The sequence below is a fragment of the Streptomyces sp. NPDC059679 genome (assembly GCF_042734105.1).
Taxonomy (GTDB): Bacteria; Actinomycetota; Actinomycetes; order Streptomycetales; family Streptomycetaceae; genus Streptomyces.
On sequence record NZ_JBHWES010000075.1, the window covers coordinates 26118 to 44911 of the forward strand.

At 68.8% G+C, this 18794-nt stretch carries 14 protein-coding genes and 3 pseudogenes; 11 read left to right on the forward strand and 6 right to left on the reverse strand.

All coding sequences use genetic code 11. The features are described from left to right. Positions 1-49: 49 nt before the first annotated feature. The 5 genes from ACFV2X_RS46465 to ACFV2X_RS46485 form a co-directional block, all read right to left on the reverse strand. A complete protein-coding gene (locus tag ACFV2X_RS46465) occupies positions 50-928 on the reverse strand; it encodes a carbohydrate ABC transporter permease (RefSeq protein WP_385628198.1) in 879 nt (292 codons plus the stop codon). Continuing rightward, positions 925-1905: a carbohydrate ABC transporter permease gene (locus ACFV2X_RS46470; protein ID WP_385628201.1), complete on the reverse strand. Its 981-nt coding sequence runs from the start codon at positions 1903-1905 to the stop codon at positions 925-927. Before ACFV2X_RS46470 ends, ACFV2X_RS46465 begins: the two co-directional genes overlap by 4 nt. Before the next feature lie 100 nt (positions 1906-2005). After that, positions 2006-3310 (reverse strand): ABC transporter substrate-binding protein, encoded by a 1305-nt coding sequence (locus ACFV2X_RS46475; RefSeq protein ID WP_385628204.1) that lies wholly within the window; start codon positions 3308-3310, stop codon positions 2006-2008. A gap of 67 nt (positions 3311-3377) precedes the next feature. Next, a complete protein-coding gene (locus ACFV2X_RS46480) occupies positions 3378-6344 on the reverse strand; it encodes a glycoside hydrolase family 2 TIM barrel-domain containing protein (protein ID WP_385628206.1) in 2967 nt (988 codons plus the stop codon). 107 nt (positions 6345-6451) lie between these two features. Next, positions 6452-7450: a LacI family DNA-binding transcriptional regulator gene (locus tag ACFV2X_RS46485; protein ID WP_385628237.1), complete on the reverse strand. Its 999-nt coding sequence runs from the start codon at positions 7448-7450 to the stop codon at positions 6452-6454. A gap of 431 nt (positions 7451-7881) precedes the next feature. Between ACFV2X_RS46485 and ACFV2X_RS46490 the strand changes: the two genes are divergently transcribed. The 11 genes and pseudogenes from ACFV2X_RS46490 (at position 7882) to ACFV2X_RS46540 (ending at position 18399) form a co-directional block, all read left to right on the forward strand. Then, a complete protein-coding gene (locus ACFV2X_RS46490) occupies positions 7882-10689 on the forward strand; it encodes a DNRLRE domain-containing protein (protein ID WP_385628208.1) in 2808 nt (935 codons plus the stop codon). Positions 10690-10842: 153 nt separating this feature from the next. Then, positions 10843-11031, forward strand: a complete 189-nt coding sequence (locus ACFV2X_RS46495; protein ID WP_385628209.1) for a hypothetical protein — start codon at positions 10843-10845, stop codon at positions 11029-11031. Continuing rightward, on the forward strand, positions 11028-13280 hold the full coding sequence (locus ACFV2X_RS46500) for a glycoside hydrolase N-terminal domain-containing protein (RefSeq protein ID WP_385628211.1): 2253 nt from the start codon (positions 11028-11030) through the stop codon (positions 13278-13280). Before ACFV2X_RS46495 ends, ACFV2X_RS46500 begins: the two co-directional genes overlap by 4 nt. 667 nt (positions 13281-13947) lie before the next feature. Beyond that, positions 13948-14187, forward strand: a complete 240-nt coding sequence (locus tag ACFV2X_RS46505) for a hypothetical protein (RefSeq protein ID WP_385628213.1) — start codon at positions 13948-13950, stop codon at positions 14185-14187. 130 nt (positions 14188-14317) lie between these two features. After that, positions 14318-14866: a hypothetical protein gene (locus ACFV2X_RS46510; RefSeq protein WP_385628215.1), complete on the forward strand. Its 549-nt coding sequence runs from the start codon at positions 14318-14320 to the stop codon at positions 14864-14866. 14 nt (positions 14867-14880) lie between these two features. Further along, positions 14881-15000 carry a DUF5605 domain-containing protein gene (locus ACFV2X_RS46515; protein ID WP_385628217.1) on the forward strand — a complete coding sequence of 40 codons (120 nt, stop codon included), beginning with the start codon at positions 14881-14883 and terminating at the stop codon, positions 14998-15000. A 23-nt stretch (positions 15001-15023) separates the two neighbouring features. Then, positions 15024-16003 (forward strand): annotated as a pseudogene (locus tag ACFV2X_RS46520) (hydroxyacid dehydrogenase). Further along, a pseudogene (locus ACFV2X_RS46525) lies at positions 16000-16747 on the forward strand (DUF2264 domain-containing protein); the annotation flags it as partial. The pseudogenes ACFV2X_RS46520 and ACFV2X_RS46525, both read left to right, overlap by 4 nt. A 546-nt stretch (positions 16748-17293) precedes the next feature. Beyond that, positions 17294-17512, forward strand: a complete 219-nt coding sequence (locus ACFV2X_RS46530; protein WP_385628219.1) for an alpha-L-fucosidase — start codon at positions 17294-17296, stop codon at positions 17510-17512. Then, positions 17454-17954, forward strand: a complete 501-nt coding sequence (locus tag ACFV2X_RS46535; protein ID WP_385628238.1) for a group II intron maturase-specific domain-containing protein — start codon at positions 17454-17456, stop codon at positions 17952-17954. The genes ACFV2X_RS46530 and ACFV2X_RS46535 overlap by 59 nt, the downstream gene beginning before the upstream one ends. Before the next feature lie 190 nt (positions 17955-18144). Next, a complete protein-coding gene (locus tag ACFV2X_RS46540; RefSeq protein WP_385628241.1) occupies positions 18145-18399 on the forward strand; it encodes a hypothetical protein in 255 nt (84 codons plus the stop codon). On the opposite strand, the pseudogene ACFV2X_RS46545 reads toward ACFV2X_RS46540, so the two are convergent. After that, a pseudogene (locus ACFV2X_RS46545) lies at positions 18393-18733 on the reverse strand (ISAzo13 family transposase); the annotation flags it as partial. The gene ACFV2X_RS46540 and the pseudogene ACFV2X_RS46545 overlap by 7 nt on opposite strands. Positions 18734-18794 lie beyond the last annotated feature (61 nt).

Sequence of the window (18794 nt, forward strand, 5' to 3'; positions counted from 1 at the left end):
GCAGTGGTCCTTTGCAGTTCAGGATGGGGGTGGTGGGGCAGCGAACGCGCTACTTGACGGAGCCTGCGGTCAGGCCCTTGCGCCAGAACCGCTGGAGACTGATGAAGGCGACGAGCAGAGGGATCAACGACAGGAACGCACCGGTGATCGGCAGCAGTGGCGGCACTCCGCTGGCGAACTCCGAGCGCCACTGCACCAGGCCCACCGTGACGGGCTGGAGTGAGGGGGTGTTGAGCATGAGCGAGGGCAGCAGGTAGTTGTTCCAGATGCCGACGAACTGGAACAGGAAGACGGTCACCAGTGCCGGGGACATCAGCGGCAGGGCGATCCGGAAGAAGGTGCGCTGTTCGCCTGCTCCGTCGAGCCGTGCGGCCTCAAGGAGTTCGTCCGGGACGGACGCCGCGGCGAAGATCCGGCACAGGTAGACGCCGAACGGGCTGACACAGCTGGGCAGCAGCACCGACCAGTAGGAGTTGGTGATGTCGAGCTTGGCCATGAGCAGGAACAACGGCAGGGCGAACATCGGCGCCGGGATGAGGACCGAGGCGAGGATGACGTTGAACACGCTTTCGCGGCCGCGGAAGCTGAACTTGGACAGCGCGTAGCCGGCCATCGCGGACAGCAGGGTGCCGACGGTGGCGCCGGCGAGGCTGTACAGCGCGCTGTTGGCGAGCCAGGTGGAGAATATGCCGCCCTCGAAGCTGAACACATCCCTGATGTTGGTGACCAGGTCGAAGTGGGAGAACCATAGGGGCGTGCCGGTGTAGAGGTAGCCCGATTCCTTGGTCGCGGAGACGAACAGCCACCACAGCGGGATCAGCGTGTACAGGGCCATCAGGCCCAGCACGCCGTTGACGACGGCCTTGCTCGCGAGGTCGGTGCCGCGGCGGGCCGGTCGGGTCGGTCGGCCGGCCGAAATCACGCTCATGCCATCGCTCCCTTGCGCTGGTTGTACTTGAGGAATCCGAACGAGAGCACGAGCGTGATCAACGCGAGCACGACGGACTGGGCGGCAGCCAGGTTCTGGCCGCCCACGTCCATACCCACGGTCGTGTTCATGATCGGGGAGAACTTCGGGTCGACGCCCGGGATGCGCGCGCCGACCAGCACCGCCGGCTCGGTGTACAGCTGCGCCGTCCCGATGATGGAGAAGACCGTGGTCAGCACCAGCGCGGGACGCACCAGCGGGATCTTCACCGCCCACGCCAGGCGCCATCCGGTGCAGCCGTCGAGCGCGGCGGCCTCCATCACCTCGGCCGGGATCGTCTGTAGCGCGGAGTAGATGATCAGCATGTTGTAGCCGGTCCAGCCCCACGTGATCATGTTCCCGATCGAGACCGGAACCCACGACGGCGACAGGAAGTCAGTGTCGATTCCGATGTGGGACAGCGGTCCGGTGAACGGCGAGAGGTCTTTCACCAGGAGGAAGGACCACATCAGCGCGGCGATCGCACCCGGCAGCGCGTAGGGCAGGAAGAACGTGAGCCGGAAGGTCTTGCGCAGCCGGGCCGAGCGGGAGTCGAGCAGGAGCGCGAGCAGGAGGGCCAGACCGAGCATGACCGGGACCTGGACGCAGCCAAACAGGGCGACCCGGACGATCGATGCGATGAAGTCGTGGTCGCTGAAGGCGTCGGCGTAGTTGGACAGTCCCGTGAACTCGGTGGACTGCGCACCGCCGAACAGCCCGGCGCGGCGGACGGTGAAGAAACTCTGGTAGATCGCGTAGCCGATCGGCGCGACCATCATGGTCAGGAAGAGGACCGCGAACGGCGCCAGGAAACCCGACGCGGTCAACGCGCTGCGGCGGCCAGTGAGCCGCGGTCGGCCGGCGGGGGAGACGCGGCGGGTGGCCGCGGGCGCCGACCGCGGCGGTGACGCGGTCCGGGTGCTGCTGGGACTGCTCATGGAAACCTCGCTGGGCGGTTCGTCGTCAGGGAGCGGATCCCCGCGGCGCCGAGTACGGGCGGCCGCGGGAATCCTTCGGGGCGGCGGGAGTCCCGCTGCGTCAGTTGGTCACCGACAGTCCGAGCTTCTTGATCGCGGCGACCGTCGAGGCCTGGACCTTGGTGACCGCGTCCGGCAGGGTGCCCTGACCGATGGCACCGGTGAAGTCCGTCTCGACCTGCTGGAAGGTCGGGCCGTTGGTCCAGGTGCTGGGTACCTGCGCGGCGGAGGTCTTGTACACGTCACCGACCTTCTGGCCGCCGAAGTACGGGTCACCCCCCGTGAGTGACGGGTCTTCCTGTCCGGCCTTCGACGCCGGGTACAGCCCGCCTTCGATGCCCGTCTTCACGGCCTGCGGGTCACTGGACAGAAAATCGGCGAACTGCACTGCTTCGCGGGGCGTCTTGCATCCGGTCATCACCGAGGTGGCCGAGCCGCCGCTGCTGGCGCTCTTGCCGTCGCCGGCCTTCCAGGTCGGCATCGGGGCGACCCTCCACTTGCCGGACAGGGCCTTCAGGTCCGACTTCAGACCGCCGGCGGCCCAGGCCGCGTTGACGAACGTCAGCACCTTGCCGGCTTCGGAGGCCTTGTTGAACTGCGGGTCCCAGGCGCTGCCGGTGTTCGACACCAGACCCTTGTCCTTCAGGTCCTGCCAGTAGGAGGCGATCTTGCGGGTGCCGGGGTTGTCGATGCTGACGGTCCAGCTGTCTCCCTTGGCCGAGTACCAGGAGTGGCCGGTCTGCAGGGTGAAGGCCGCCATACCGTTGGCGTCGCCGAGCTTGGTGCCGAACTTCACATCGGGGTCGGCGGCGGTGACCTTCTCGGCGTCGGCCTTGTACTCGGCCCAGGTGGCCGGCGGCTTGGTGATGCCGTACTTGGCGAACAGGTCCTTGCGGTAGAAGAGGACCATCGGGCCGACGTCCACCGGAACCCCGTAGATCTTGCCGCCGACGCTGGAGGAGGAGACGGCCGACGGGACGTACTTGTCCATGCCGTCGCTCGCGTACTGCGTGATGTCCATGACCGAGTTCTTCACGAGCATCGACGGGATGGCTTGGTACTCGATCTGGGCCAGACACGGGCCCTTGCCGGCGGTGAGCGCGTTGCTGATCTGGGTGTAGCCGCCCGCGGGGCCCGACGGGATCTTCTTGAAGGTGACCTTGATGTCGGGGTGGGCGGCGTTCCACTGGTCGACGATCTTCTCGTACTTGGCCCAGCCCCAGAACTCCATCTTCACCGGCCCGCTGTGGTCCGATTCCTCGGCGGAGTCGTTCTTGTCATTGCTGCACGCGCCGACGCCGAAGGTGATGGCCGTCGCGGTGGCGAGCACCAGGAGTCTGCGGGTGCGTATGGTGGTGCGGTCCATGTGAGGGAAACCCTTCGTGACGGGGAGTGACTTGCTGGACTGTCGGTGGGCGGGCGGCCAGGCCCGCCTACCGGCCGGTGCTGAACTCCACGCGGAACACCGTGGGGACGGCGGCCAGGGCGTGCGATGCCGAGGGGCCCGGCCCGCAGGCCGCGCTGCCGAGGCCGTGGTGCGCGTGGTCGAGGTGGAGATGGAGTCGGCCGTCGCCGACCAGGTCGTGCTGGTGGGCCGCGGCAGCCAGGGCTGCGGTGCTCCAAGGACGCACGGTCAGGTCGATGACCGGGTCGCCCGTGATGAGCAGGGTGCCGTCCGGGGTAGTGATCCGGGTGCGGCGGACTTGGTGGCGGTTGCCGTTCTCCTGCGGGCGGACATAGGGGGTCTGCATCGCCGAGACAGTCGACCGGTGGCGGCCTACGCGAGCGGCGGTACGGGAGTCGCGGTACGCCTCGCCGGGACCGAGGCCGAACCACTCGACCTCGGCGTCGGTGCCGGGCAGCGACATCGCGATTCCCAGCCGGGGCAGCGGCACCGACCATGCGCCGTCAGGGGTGACGGCGCATTCCAGCCGGAGCCGGGCCTGGCCCGTGTCCGGTCCGTCGCAGGCCGTCCAGCGGTAGACCAGGCCGAGCCCGGAGGAGGACCCGACGGCGGCGAGCCGGGCGGTGACCGTGAGTCCCGACGCGTCGGGCTCGACACCCAGGACATCGTGGCGCATCCGGTGCAGTCCGGCGGCGAGCCAAGCGGTGATCTGCGGCTCGCCGAAGGCATTGAGCAGGTCGTTGTCGATCGGGGCACGCCAGATGTCCAGCCTGGGCCCGTCGAGCTCCAGGTCGCCGAGCCGGATCAGCACCCCGCTGCGGGCGTCGAACCGCGCGGGGCCCAGGGTGATGTCCCCGTCGTGGGCGATCGCCGGCGCCGGCGTGACGGGGACGGGCGAGGCGACGGGAGCCACGACCAGCCCCTGCGCCCAGGCGATCTCGTGGCCGGCCCGGGCCCAGGTCTCGTCGGCGGCGAGCACCGCGGTCACGGTCAGCCACACCTCGTTGCCGGAGCCGTTCTTGCGCACCGAATCGAACGCGGCGGCGAGGTCGGCGGGCCATTCGACGGCTGTCGTGGCGCCCGGCGCGGTCGCGGGCACGGTCAGGCCGCCGGAGCCGGCCGGCTCGCCGCCGTCCTCGACGGTCCACTGGAAGTCCAGGTAGCCGGTGTCGCGGACGTGGTGCAGGTTGTGCACGGCGATCCGCCGCGCCGCCGGGTCGACGTGGATCCGGACCGGTTCGATGACCTTCTTGTACTCGACCAGGCCCGGCGACGGCGTGCGGTCCGGGAAGAGCAGCCCGTCGGCGACGAAGTTGCCGTCGTGGACCTCCTCTGCGAAGTCGCCGCCGTAGGCGTAGAACGAGTGGGGGGCGTCCTGTTCGGTGCGCCGGAGGATCCCGTGGTCGATCCACTCCCAGATGAATCCGCCGGCCAGGCGCGGGTGCGCGTCGATGACCTGCTGGTACTCGGACAAGCCGCCGGGGCCGGTGCCCATGGCGTGCCCGTACTCACACAGCACGGCCGGAAGGGCCCGGCGGTGGGCGTCGTCAATCGGATCAGCTGTCGGAAATTCCTGGCCGCGCCCCACCGCGGCCAGCTCATCCACACCGATGTACATGCGGGAGTACAGGTCGACGTACGCGCAGCTCTCGTGGTCGCCCTCGTAGTGGATCAGGCGGCTGTCGTCGCGCTGCCGTATCCACGCGGCCGCGGCGGCCAGGTTGGCTCCGGTGCCGGACTCGTTCCCCAGCGACCAGACGATGACCGAGGGGTGGTTCTTGTCGCGTTCCACCAGCCGCGCGGCCCGGTCCAGGTACGCCTCGCGCCACGCGGGGTCGTCGCTGGGATTGCGCCGCCAGCCGCCCGGCTCGAAGCCGTGCGTCTCGAGGTCGCCCTCGCAGAACACCCACAGCCCGTGCTCGTCGCACAGGTCCAGGAAACGGTGGTCGGGTGGGTAGTGGCTGGTGCGCACCGCGTTGATGTTGTACTGCTTCATCAGCAGCACGTCGGTCACCATGGCGTCCTCGGTCAGGGTGCGTCCCGTCAGAGGGTGCCATTCGTGGCGGTTGACGCCCCGTAGCGAGATCGGCCGGCCGTTGGCGGTCAGCACGCCGTCCACGACGGCCACCGTGCGGAAGCCGATGCGCAGCGCGATCCGCTCCCCGGCCTCGGAAACCAGTTCCCCCGAGTACAGGCGCGGCCGCTCGTCCGACCAGGGCTCGATGCGGTCGATCACGTGCGGGCCGGCCGGATCGGCGGCGGATATGCCGAGTTCGGGCACCGACAGGGACACGCGGGTCGGGGCGTTGACGTCTACGGACAGGGTGCCCCGGCCCGTGGTGTGGTCGTAGGCGGCGTGGACGAAGAAGTCCTCGACACCGCGGGCTGCCACGGACACCGACCGGAAGATCCCGGACAGCCACCACATGTCCTGGTCTTCCAGGTAGCTGCCGGACGACCACTGGTGCACGCGGACCGCGAGCACGTTCCGGCCGGGCCGCAGACTGCCGGAGACGTCGAACTCGGTCGTCAGCCGGCTGCCCTTGCCGTCGCCGAGCCGGATCCCGTTGAGCCACACCGCGAACGCGGAGTCGACGCCCTCGAACCGGAGCACGGAGGCCGCTGCCGGGAACCCGTCCGGAACGTCGAACTCGCGGCGGTACTCGCCGGTCGGGTTCTGCCGGGGCACCCGCGGCGGGTCGACCGGGAACGGGTAGAGGATGTTGGTATAGGCGGGGGCACCGTAGCGCGGCTCGTCGGGCAGGCCGGTCATCTGCCAGCAGGACGGCACGGCGAGCAGGTCCCAGGAGGTGTCGTCGAAGTCCGGCGCGGCGAAGTCCCCGGTGAGGTCGTCCAGCCCTGTCGCCAGTCGGAATCTCCAGTCGCCGTCGAGCGCGATCGTGGGCAGGTCGGAAGCGAACGCGGCGCGCGGCCGCAGTCGTCCGGTGCCCGGCGACCGGTCTTCGACGTAGGCGTTGGGGTCGAGGTCTTTCATCAGTGGACGTGCCTTCTGTCGCAACTCGTAGCGGTGGCGGGAGGCCGGCCCGGCAGGAGCGTGCCGGCGACTCATGGGGTGACGTGCAGGTGGAGCGGTGCCCGGTGCTATCCGGTCGCCCGGGGCGGGGCGCTGCTGTCCCGGATGGTCAGGGTCGGGCGCAGCAGCGTGAGAACGTTGGTCGGCGGCCGGCCGGAGTCGACGGCGCGCAGCAGCAGCTCGACGGCCTGCTGGGCCATCTCCCGCTTCGGGACGGTGATCGTGGTCAGCGCTGGTTGGATCCGACCGACCTGGGCGATGTCGTCGAAGCCGACGACGCTGACGTCGCTGGGGACCCGCCGCCCGGACCGGACCACCGCCTCGACGGCACCGAGGGCCAGGATGTCGTGGGTGGCGAAGATCGCCGTCAGTTCCGGATCCGCCTCCAGTGCCGCACAGCCCGCGTCGAAGCCGCCGGCGGCGTCGTCCCTGGTGCAGGGGAACACCTTGCGGTCGTCGATGGCCAGCCCGTGGTCGGCGAACGCCCGGCGCAACCCGACCACGCGCGGCTCGTGCGCGGGGAGATCGGCGATCACCGCGACGTTCCGGTGGCCGAGATCCCTCAGGTAGCGCCCGGCCAGGAACCCGGCGTGCTCGTAGTCGATGGACACCACCGGCAGCATGGTCGGCGGGTCCCCCTCCCAGGCGAACAGCGCGACCGGGAAGGCGGCCTCGACGAGCATCGGCAGCTGCTGTGCGACGCCGTTGTCGCAGGCGACCAGCAGTGCGTCCACCGAGCGCGCGGCGAGGTTCTCCAGGTGGGCCCGGGTGTAGTCGGGATCGTCGCGCGTCGTGGCGAGCAGCAGGTTGTATCCGTGGCCGACCAGGAGGTTCTCCACCTCCTCGACCACCTCCGAATAGAACGGGTTGGCCACCGACGGCACGAACAGCCCCACCGTCGACGTGCTGCCGGTGCGCAGCGAGCGCGCCACCAGGTTCGGCTTGTAGCCGAGTTCGGCGATCGCTTTGTTCACCTTCGCCAGGGTCTCCGGCCGCACCTTCTTGCCGGACACCACGTTGGAGACGGTCTGCTTGGTGACTCCCGCCCGAGCTGCCACCTCCGCCATTGTCACCACGTACGCCACGCCTCCTGAGACGTTTATCGATCCACGAAAGTGGCGTCAGCGTAGGGCGACTGTCGCAACAGGGCAAGGCTTCGCGCAGCGACCGTGATTCAGCCGTTACAGAGCACGGCGAGGGCGTCGCAGGCAGGTCACCGCTGTTTCCGCGACGTGATGTGCACGGAGCATTGACGGTTCCGGAAATACGGCAGTAACGTCCCCGCCACGCCCGATCCCGTGGATCGGTCAATGCAGTGGAGCCACCCTGGGCCACCGCGCGAAACAACACTCGACCTCACCCGCGTCACCCGCTCGGTGCGTCGTGGTGGTCCCCTCGACCCCGACGGCCCCGGCATCGCGAATGCTCCGCGCCGTCTCCAGCAGACGGCGAGCGCCTGAACAGACCTGTAACGGTCTCGTCCTGAGGAGAGACAGGCATGATCAGACCGGCCGGCGGCGACGCCGACCCGAACCCTGCCCCGGCGCGACGCAGCTCGCGCGTGAAGCGCTTCATCGCGGCCGCTGCCGGCGCCACCATTGCGGTGGCGAACCTCATGCTCACCGGCGTCGTCCCCGCACACGCCGCCACCGCCGTCCACACGTACGCACCGACGGGAGTGGGAGGCGGTACGACGACGTCCCCGGACGTGGCGTCCACCAAGTACCAGGTGCAAGTCGCCGGCACGCCCGTCCAGGCTGTCCAGTACACCGAGAACGGCCACAACTTCGACATCGCGCGCTTCGCGTCGGACTCCCGGACACCGACGATCACGGTCACGCTGCCCAGCACCACGATCGACACGGTGAACATCTATCCGGCCCGCTACTACCCGTCCAGCAGCGTCTCGGTGAGCGCGGACAAGCACACCCTGACGTTCCAGATGTCAGCCGACGCCGGGTTGAACCAAGCGATCGTGATGGTCAACGGCGACTCGACCAACGCCACGGGACAGCCCTACCTGGCGGTCGTCAACGACCCTCTGGAAGACCCGGCGCGGCGCCCGAACACCACGAGCGCACCGGACGGTTCCGGCGTCAACCTGCAGACCGGTGTCCTCAACTTCCAGGAGTTCGCCGCGAAGTACCTCGCGGCGCACCCGAACAGCGCGGCTCAGAAGGCTCCCGCCGCGACGACGAGCTCCATGGCCGGCAAGACCGTCAACGGCACCGCCATCCCCGCCGGTCAGAAAACCTCGGCCGGGAGCCTGGTGAGCGCGAGCAGCGTCAATGTGCGGTACCCGAATGTGCGGGTGATGGCCGCCAACGACGTCACGTACGCCCTGCAGGCCGCCATCGACACCATCAAAGCCAACCCCACGGCGCTCAACACGCTCTACTTCCCGAACGGCACGTACGTGTCGTCCGGTCTCCTGGTCAACGGTCTGGACGGCAGCAAGCTCAAGGGCGGCAAGCTGAAGATCTACACCGACGAAGGGGCCCTGCTGAAGAACCGCGTCCAGGGGTACATGGAGGCGTTCGAGCCGGCGGTCGGGATCATCAACTCGAGCAACATCGAATTCGACGGCCGCGGCGTCTTCGACGGCAACGGCGTGGCGAACTACAACGCCCGCAGCATCGGTGACTCGCACGACGCCTACCGCAGCCAGCACCAGGGCGGCGTCATGGTCATGCACTCGTCGGACATCACGTTCAACGACACCTACGTGCGCGACGCGAAGCAGTGGAACTATGAGACCCACACCGCCACCAGGGTGACGTTCAACAACATCAAGGCCCTCACCCCGTACCGCCAGCCATGGATCGACGGGACGGACTTCGCGAGCGGCCAGGACATCACCGCCAACGGCGTCTTCACCCTCGGCAACGACGACGCGTTCGCCTCCGGCCACTACAACCCCAGCGACGGATTCACCCCGCTGGCCCCCGGCGTGTGGAACAACTTCCAGCTCGGCACCTCCACCCCCGACGTCCAGGGCTATGTCAACGCGGTAGGCGCCCACGACACCGTCGCCGACGAGCTCGGGTTCGACTCCTACCACTGGGACAGCCAGGACTCGAAGAACATCTCGGTCAGCAACACGCTGAACTGGTCCGTCGGTGCCGGCAACTCGATCCGAATCGGATGGAATTCGTACGGATACCGGCTCAACAACTACACGTTCGACAACTTCAACTCCGTGTCGGCGCCGGCCGGCGGCATCTTCACGCAGAACAGCCCCAAACCGTACCCACGCATCTCGAGCATCGTGGTGAAGAACAGCTCGTTCGACACCTCCCGGTACACGTCGGGACCGATCAGGCTCAACGGCGGCAACGGATCCACCCAGACCATCACCGCCGACGAGCAGGCGAACTACGGGCTCGCCCCCAACCCCGACGGGTCGGGCACCGCGTACACGTACACCAAGACCCCGATCAGCACCTTCAAACTCGACAACGTGTGGTTCTCGCAGCAGAAGACGAACAGCAACCCGTTGAACGGCGCCACGAACGTGACGCTGAACAACCTCCGCGTCGCCGGCCAGCTCGTCAGATACACCAGCCAGTTCCCGCTGACGACGAGCGGGATCGGTACGCTGACCACCACCTACACGGACGCGAACGGCCGGACCCAGAACGTCAAGCCCGGCGCCCTCACCAACGGCGACACCTGGGTGGGTGCCTGGACCGGCGACCAGACCAAGAACAACTCCTCGGACCTGACCCTCATCACCCGCAACACCGGGGTCGGCCTGATGGGCGAGCAGTACACCACAGGATCCGGAGACGGAAAGCTCTCCTACATCCAGTTCCCCCTCAGCGGCCTCACCAAGGCACCAAGCCAGGCGACACTCCATCTCACGTACGTCGGCCACCGCTATTCGTCGGTCCCGTCGACTGACACCGACCAACTCCTCGTGCAACCCGTCAGCGACACCACGTGCACCGGCGGTGGCACGTCCTGCCCTATCAACACGATGACCTGGCAGAACCGGCCGAGCTTCACCGCCACGACCCCCTCCGTCGCCAAGTCGGCTACCTTCACCCTCGGTTCGACCCTCATCCCCGAGGGCGGCGGGACCCACCAGGGCAACGCCATCGACGGCCACGACATCACCGTCGACATCACCTCCTTCGTCCAGAAGGCTTACGCGGCCAACCAGTCCACGCTCCTGCTCGCCGTCTGCAATGCGGGGGGCACGAACCACGAGCTGCGCTTCGTCAGCTCGGAAGGCGCCACCGGCTCCGGGAAGCTCACCAACGGGACCGCCGAGATGGCGCCCGGGGTGACCGTGACCCCGTAGACACTCGAGGCCGGTCCGTCCCCGCGGGGCGGGCCGGCCTCAGCCGTCCGGTTCTGCCGTCGACGACTGAGGCAGCCACCGCATGTCTGGCAAAGCGCTGTTGTTCACCACCGCACCCGCACCGGTGGCACCCCTGTGCCCAGTTGTACTCAGTTGTACTCACCGTCCGACAACGGAGTCGACCTGGGACAACGCCACCGTTCCGCGTGGACCGACGGGTTCCTGAGCGGAAACGGCGAGTACGGGGCCGTCTACTACGGGGCGCCGACGCTCAAGAAGATGATCTTCAATCATCACCGGTTCGTGCTGCCCAACGGCAGCCGGAGCGTCATGCCCCGGTGATCTCGCCGTATCTCGAGACCGCCCGGGACCAGGCGCTGGCCGGCAACTACTCCGGTGCCTCCTCCACCTTCGCCCACGGCTGGAGCCTGCGCTGGACCCAGACCTTCCACCCCGGCTACGAACTCCAGCTCAGCACCCCGGGCATGACCACCGTCAACGACTTCGCCCGCATCACCGACTTCCGCACCGGAGAGGTCACCCACACCTGGACCGACCAGTACGGCACCTGGAAGCGCCACGTCTTCGTCTCCCGCGCCGACCAGGTCATCGTCCACAAGCTGCTGCCCGCCACCGGCCGCACCGTGGACACCACCATCAGCGTCAACACCGCTCTTGCGGGCGTGCCGACCAGCGTGTCCTTCTCCGCCACCGCCACCGTCACCAGCGGCGACGGCTACCTGAACCTGCGCGGCACCTACCCCTCCGGCGGTGCCTACGGCTACGAGGGCGTCACCCGCGTCGTGGTCTCCGGCAGCGGCTCCTCCGTCACCGCCGACGGGCAGACCCTGGTGGTCGCCAAGGCCACCAAGGTGCTGCTGCTGACCAAGCTCGGCCGGTACGAGACCTCCACCGGGTGGAACAGCCAGCCCCTGCAGACCGCCCTCGCCGCGCTGACGGCCGACTACGCCACCCTCCTGGGCCGACACGCCCCGAAGCACCAGGCGATGTACGACCGCTCCAGCATCGACCTGAACGTCTCCGCCGCCGACCGCCGGCTGGCCACCAGCGAGCTCATAGCCCGCCAGAACAGCAACGCGTCCGCCATCGACGTCGCGCTGCTGGAGCGGATGTACGACTCCGGCCGCTATCTCTTCATCAGTTCCAGTGGTGTCCTGCCACCACGCCTGACCGGCATCTGGACCGGCACCTGGAACGGCTCCTGGGCCGACGACATCACCACCGACGCCAACATCAACCTCCAGGTCGCCGGCGCCAACATCAACCTCCAGGTCGCCGGCGGCAACATCCTCGACCTCACCGACGCCAGGCAGGGCTACTTCGACCTCATCCTCGGCCAGCTCGCCCACTGGCGCGACAACGCCACCAACCTCTACGGCGCCCGCGGCTTCCTCGCCCCGTCCCGGACCGACGGCGAGTACGGCCACATGCTGCACTTCAACAGCGGCAGCTTCCCCGGCGAGGCCTGGACCGGCGGCGCCGACTGGCTGCTCTACCCGCTTCTGGAGTACTACCAGGTCACCGGCGACAGTGCCTTCCTGAAGAACAAGCTCGGTCCGGCCCTGATGGAACTGGCCCTGTTCTACGAGGACTTCCTCACCTGCACCGACTCCAGCGGCAAGGCGGTCTTCGTCCCCTCCTTCTCCATGGAGAACTCCCCGACCAGCACCGGCCAGGCGTTCTCCATCAACGCCACCGGCGACATCATGGCCGGCAGGCACGCCCTGCAGGCCGCCATCGACGCGGCCAACACCCTTCCCCGACCGTCCCGGCGGACGGGATCTGCATCCACCCCACCGGCTGCGTCTCGGCCAACTGGAGCGGCATCGGAACACCCGGGTTCTCCTGGGATCCCCGATACGTCCTGCTGGGCATCACCTACGTCGGCGCACCGGAGTCCGGCCCGACGAGCATCTACAGCGGCCCTCAGGTCCTGGCGGTCCGCACCGACGGCACCACGTTCCCGAACGGCGACGCATGGAAGTGCATCACCTGCGGAGTGTCCTTCGGATCGGCCATCGACCCCACCCAGTTCCCCTACCCGCCCGCCCATGAGCTGCCCGACCGCAAGCGCGTGCTGGTGGGCAACGGCATCCTGGAGTGCGGCGCCGACGGGACCGACTACGCAGTCACCGACCCGCGCTGCACTCCCGCGAACACACGTATCGTCCCCATCTACTGGAACGGGGAGCCGCTGTCCGCTCCCGACGGCGACGGCAACGCCAACGGCCGGGAGTGGCGGCAGAGCCCCGACGGGGTGCACCTGGTGTGCAACACTCTCGACCTCAAGGCCATCACGGAGCTCCCGTTCGTGGGCCGGCTCTCCTACGACGCGCAGAGCCGCCGCTACGACCTCACTCACGTCTCGGTCCTGCAGAACCCCTCGCCCGCCTACCGGCCGATGGTCGTCGGGCCCAGCGATCAGCTGCGGTTCAACCAGGCCGGCATGGTCGCCGAGCCGCGGGGCTGGACCAGCGACGGACGGGCCACCCTCGGCTTCCAGACCCTGGAGTCCGACAACGTCGACGGCTGGGCGACCGACCTGGCCACCGGCCGCTCCCGGCCGCTGACCCGGCACTCCCACTACACCGACCCGATGGCGATGTCCCCCGACGGCAAGTGGCTGCTCGCCGGGGAAGTCAACGGCTCGGGACGCATGGACTTCATCTCGGGGATGCCGGGAATCCCACCGCTCACCGACCAGCTCTCCACCACCGGCTACATCTCCGGGATCCGCAACGACCACAACCGCCGCCATTTCCTGCCCTGGCTCGTCGACCCCAAGACCGGCCGCGGCTTCCAGATCAACACCGGGGCCGACCCGGACTGGAACCTCGCCGCCGACCCGGTGTGGCTGGCCGACAGCACCGCCGCGGTCTACACCGAGAACCTGGCCTGCGGCGCCAATCCGACACCTCACCGCTGCCCCGACTCGACCGAGCCCGGGGGCCGCAACAGCAGGGTGATGATCGCCCGCTTCCCGACCCTCACACCCAGCAAGCCGGTTCCCCCCGCGCCGGCCTCCGACACGACCTGGGGCCTCCCCCACATCCCGGACACAGCCCCGCCACCGGCGCAGCCGGTACCGACCGGCACCTACACCCTGCCCGGAAAGGCCCAGGGCTCAGCCACCGTCCGGATCACCAATGACAGCGACGGCACCCAGCCCTCAGCATCGCCGTGGAGTACCACGGTTACAGCGACGACGGGACGAACATCATCGACGGCAGCGAGCGGGTGGAGCGCACCTCCAACCCGGCTCTCGGCTGCACGCCCGGGACCGCCACGGCCCTCCGCTGTGTCACCTGGACCGAGGACCTGACACTGTCCGGCGAGCACACCGGCACCAAGCGCACCGGACCCGGCGGCTTCACCCTCGGCCCGGCCACGCTGATCGGCGGCAACTTCAAGGCGGACGGCACACTCACCACGACCATCGGCGGCACCACCTACACCCAGCCGCCCAACAACATCTGAGCAGCACCAGAACGGCGCCCTACGGGCGGCTGCGCGGCACTTCGCCGCACAGCCGCCGACGCGGGCCCGCTACCCGGGAGGATTCCGCACCCAGCTCCCACTGGGCCCTCAACCAGAAGGTTTTCCATGGATGGATCACCATGCCGAGGCCACAGGACGTATGCGCCACGACGAACACTGTGCTCAGTGGGATGTGTTCGAGGTCGAGATCGACGGGCCATCGCACGGCAACCCCGGGCCGACCGCACCAGGGCGCCACGGGCCCGTGCGAGTGGTCGATCGCCATCACTTCGCGTACGCCTGGACGCACCAGGTGGAACGCCTGCGCGCCGCGACCCGGCGCACGCTGGCGGCCAGTGGCTTCACCAAGATACGGATGTGCCTGCTGCCCAAGGCGTACGACTACAACACCGACGAGCCCGAGCTGTATCCCTTCCCCGGCTCCCCGGCGGACGGCTGGGACACCACCCGGTTCGCCGCCCGGTTCTTCCAGCGCTTCCAGAACGAGGTGCGCGCGCTGCGTGAGCTGGGGATCGAGTCGGACGACCGGCTGACACGCTATGCGGTGCGACGGGTCGAGCACGGGTGGGGGAACCTCACAGGAGAGGAACTGGTACGGCGCTGCTGGGAGGGTGCGATCCGCGGCGGGTACGTCCCGGCCGGTTCGCGATCGACGTGATCGACACCTGGGCCATGACGATCGACCGTGTCGGCGTGGCGACGGACACCAGTGTGCGCGTGGCACTGCCGGGCCGCCCGTACATGGCCATCCGCGTGACCCGACTGCCCGACGACCCCGAGGCGGGCAAGTGAGCAGACCCAGAGCGGCGTTGGCCATGTCGTCCTCGGCAGCGGCAGCCGTCTTCACCCCACGGTCGCTGACCGCGCTCGGGGACGTATGCGATCTGGCGCCGCTGCCCGTGCTCGACGACCTGACGACCGTACGCGCGAAGCGCGTCCTCCCTGATGTCGAGGTGCTCGTCACCAGCTGGGGGTGCCCGCGGCTCGACGCGGGTGTGCTCGCGGCGGCGCCCCGGCTCAAGGCCGTGGTGCACGCGGCCGGTTCGGTGCGCCGGCACATCACCGACGCCTGCTGGGACCGGGGCGTGGAAGTGTCGTCGGCGGCCGCGGCCAACGCCCTGCCGGTCGCCGAGTACGCGCTCGGCATGATCCTGCTGCACGGCAAGCACGTCCTGGAGCGGGCCCGCGACTTCCGGCGGGACCGCGACCGCGGCGACTGGCTCGGCATTCCCCACGACGTGGGCAACTACCACCGCACGGTGGGCGTCCTCTCCGCCGCCTGATCGGACGGCGCGTCATCGAATTGCTGCGCCCCTTCGACTACGAGGTGCTGCTGTACGACCCGTACGTCACCGAGGCCGACGCCGCCACGTTGGGCGTTCAGCGGGTCGAGCTGCCCGAACTCTTCGCCCGACGCCACCTGTTGAGCATCCACACACCGCTGCTGCCCGCCACGCGCGGACTTGTCAGCCGCGAACTCCTCGGCTCCATGCGGCCGGGTGCCGCCCTCATCAACACCTCGCGCGGCGCCGTCGTCGACCAGGACGCGCTCACCGATGTGGTGCGCGCGGGCCGCATCCGGGCGGTCCTGGACGTGACGGACCCGGACGTCCTGCCCAGGGAGCACCCGTTGTGGGAGTGTCCGAACGCACTGATAACCCCTCACCTCGCTGGCTCCCAGGGCAATGAGTGGGAGCTCCTCGCCGACACGGCCGTCGGCGAGGTGGCCCGGTGGGCCGCCGGCGACGGCTTCGCCCATCCCGTTCGACGCGAAAGGCCGGCGTTCCTCGCATGACCATCCCGTTCCACCTACCTGACGAGAACCGGGAGCTGAGCCCGTACACCGGCTACACCCGTGCGCACTGGGAGGCCACCGCCAACGGGCTGCTCGCCGCCGCGTGGCACTGGGCGACCCCTGGCGGCGCCCTGCTCGACCTGCCGGGCCGGCCCTCCAGGCCCGGCGTCCGCTCGGACGGCCTGGAAGGCTACGCCCGTACGTTCCTGGCAGCCGGCTTCCGGATCGCCTGCGCCGACGGCAAGGACCCGCGCGGCTGGCTGGAGCGGTACGCAGCCGGCCTCGCGGCGGGCAACACCCGCACACCCGGCCGGGACGACACCGAGTCGTGGCCTCTCATCCTCGACCACCATGTGCAGGGCCAGCCGATGGTCGAGTCGGCGTCGGTGGCACTCGGCCTGTCCCTGACCCGGCCGTGGCTGTGGGACCGGCTCGACGGTGACGTACAGGACCGGACCGAGCGGTGGCTGCGCGGCGCCCTCACACACCCCCGCGCCGAACAACTGGCTCCTCTTCCCGTTCACCGTGGCGTCCTTCCTGGAGTCGGCGGGCCGCGGTGATGCGGCGACGGCCCGGGCCAGGGAGCGGGCGCTCGACCTGATGGAGACCTGGTATCGGGGCGATGGCTGGTACTCGGACGGCGACGGACGGGCCTTCGACCACTGCAACGGGTGGGCGCTGCACCTGTATCCGCTGCTCCACGCCCATCGTTCGGGCGACCACGCGCTGTCGGACCGGTTCGGTGTGCCACTGACGTTCACCGACACCGGAGCCACTGGCCTGCCCGCCGAAGGCGTCGACGACTTCCGGGTCGTCCCCGGCCGCGAGGGCCACGTCTGGCTCGCCGGGGGCAGCGACAAAGCGGAGGTCGCAACCGGCTTGTGGCGCTCCAAGAACGGCGGCACGACCTGGAAGCGCATCAGCGCGATCGACTTGGCGATCGGTGTCGGCTCCGGCAAGGCCGCCGAGCGATCCGGCTACCCTGCGATCTACACCTCGGCCACGGTCGAAGGCCAGGACGGCATCTTCCGCTCGACCGACGGCGGCGAACGCTGGTTCCGCATCAACGACGACGATCACCAGGGGGCCTTCGCCGGAAGCGCCATCACCGGTGACCCGGACATCTTTGGCCGCGTCTATCTGTCAGCACGCGGCGTGATCTACGGCGACATCGCCGACTGACGAAGCAGGCCGCCCCACGCGACGTGGGGCGGCCTGCAAGCCGAAAGCCGGCGCCGGCAGCCGCATCGGGCCTGACTGGATTGAATACCTCGTTAAGGAGAACCGATCATGACGGGAACGCACCGCGAGAGCATGCCCGGATGGGCGAAGGAAGCGAGCCTCGGCATCTTCATCCACTGGGGACCGTACTCGGTTCCCGCCTGGGCCGAGCCGGAACACGTGCCAGGCGAGCCCGAGCCCGAAGGCGGATGGTTCAAGCACTCCTCCTATGCCGAGTGGTACGCGAACACCATCCGCATCGAAGGGTCGCCGGCCCTGCCCGAATAGGAGCGGTGAACAGGGCCGCCCGCTGCGACACGCTCCGCGTTCCCGGCCTCGCCAGTCAGGACGCCGATCCGTCCCCGGGGGCTCTACGCCCCGGGCGCCTGTCGCGGGAGAAGACACTGATGACCCACATCGAGGACGGTCTCGACTTTCTCGGCTGGCGTATCCAACGTCACCGAAAGCGAGGCACCGGCAAATACTTCGTATACCTGTATCCGGCCAAGAAGGCGCTTCGCTCCATCATGGCCAAGGTGAAGAACTTGTGCTGGCAGGACGTGAACCTGCCGCGCGCGAAGCCTTGCTTTACCAACTCAACCTGGTACTGCGGGGCCGGACTGCATACTTCAAGCACGGTTCGTCGAAGGCGACCTTCAACTACCTGCGGGCATACACCTGGAAGCAGGTCTTTGGATGGCTTCGCCGCAAGCACCGGCGATCCAACTGAAAGGAAATCCGCCGCAAGAACACCAATGACGGATGGTGGCCCGCCACCAGCGAGGTGACTCTGTTCAATCCAGGAGCAGTGAAGATTACCTACTACTCCTACCGGCGAACGAAGATCCCCTCGCCGTGGCCGAGCGCAGCATGGGAGAGAAACCAGGCGTAATCGCTGGGACTTGTGGAGCGCCCGTTGCGTGGAAACGCGCACGGCGGGTGCGGGAGGCGGCTCGGGGAAACCCACCGACGGAAACGCCGGCGGGGCGCCCCGGGCCGACCTCACCTGGTCCCTACCCGCGACCACCACCAGGTCGCCGAGCAGCCGAAGGACCATTGGTACTCCACCAACCACGCATGGCGGTGCGGCTGCTGCCGAACAGGGCGGCCAGGGGTTCTGCGGCCAGGGCGACCCGCAGGTGGAGCAGGGTGGCCAGGGCCTGTTCGCGGCCTGAGGGCTGAAGCCCTCCTCCCGCAGCGCCCGGCAACAGTGTCGGCACTGGCCTTGTGCCCGACCTGGGTCAGCTTCCGCGCGAGTGCGGGTGGATTTCACTCTCCACCGCAACGGCGACATCGGATCTCCGTGCTCGTGTCCGGCTCGGCCAGCTCCAGCAGGGCCGGTCGCAGCCCCGGGTCGAGATCCGTAAGCCGCTTGCGTCCGCCGCCCGGCCGCCGCACCCGCCCCAACAGCTCCTCACCGGCCTCCAGCTCGAACACACCCTTGCGGACGGTCGTCTCGCTCGCCGCGTCCTGTGCCGGTCGACTGGAGAGGTCAGGACCGGCCGCGATGACGACGGCGGCGCACGGGCGGCGAAACGGGTCGGTGTTCGGTCGTGGCACCTCGGCCGCC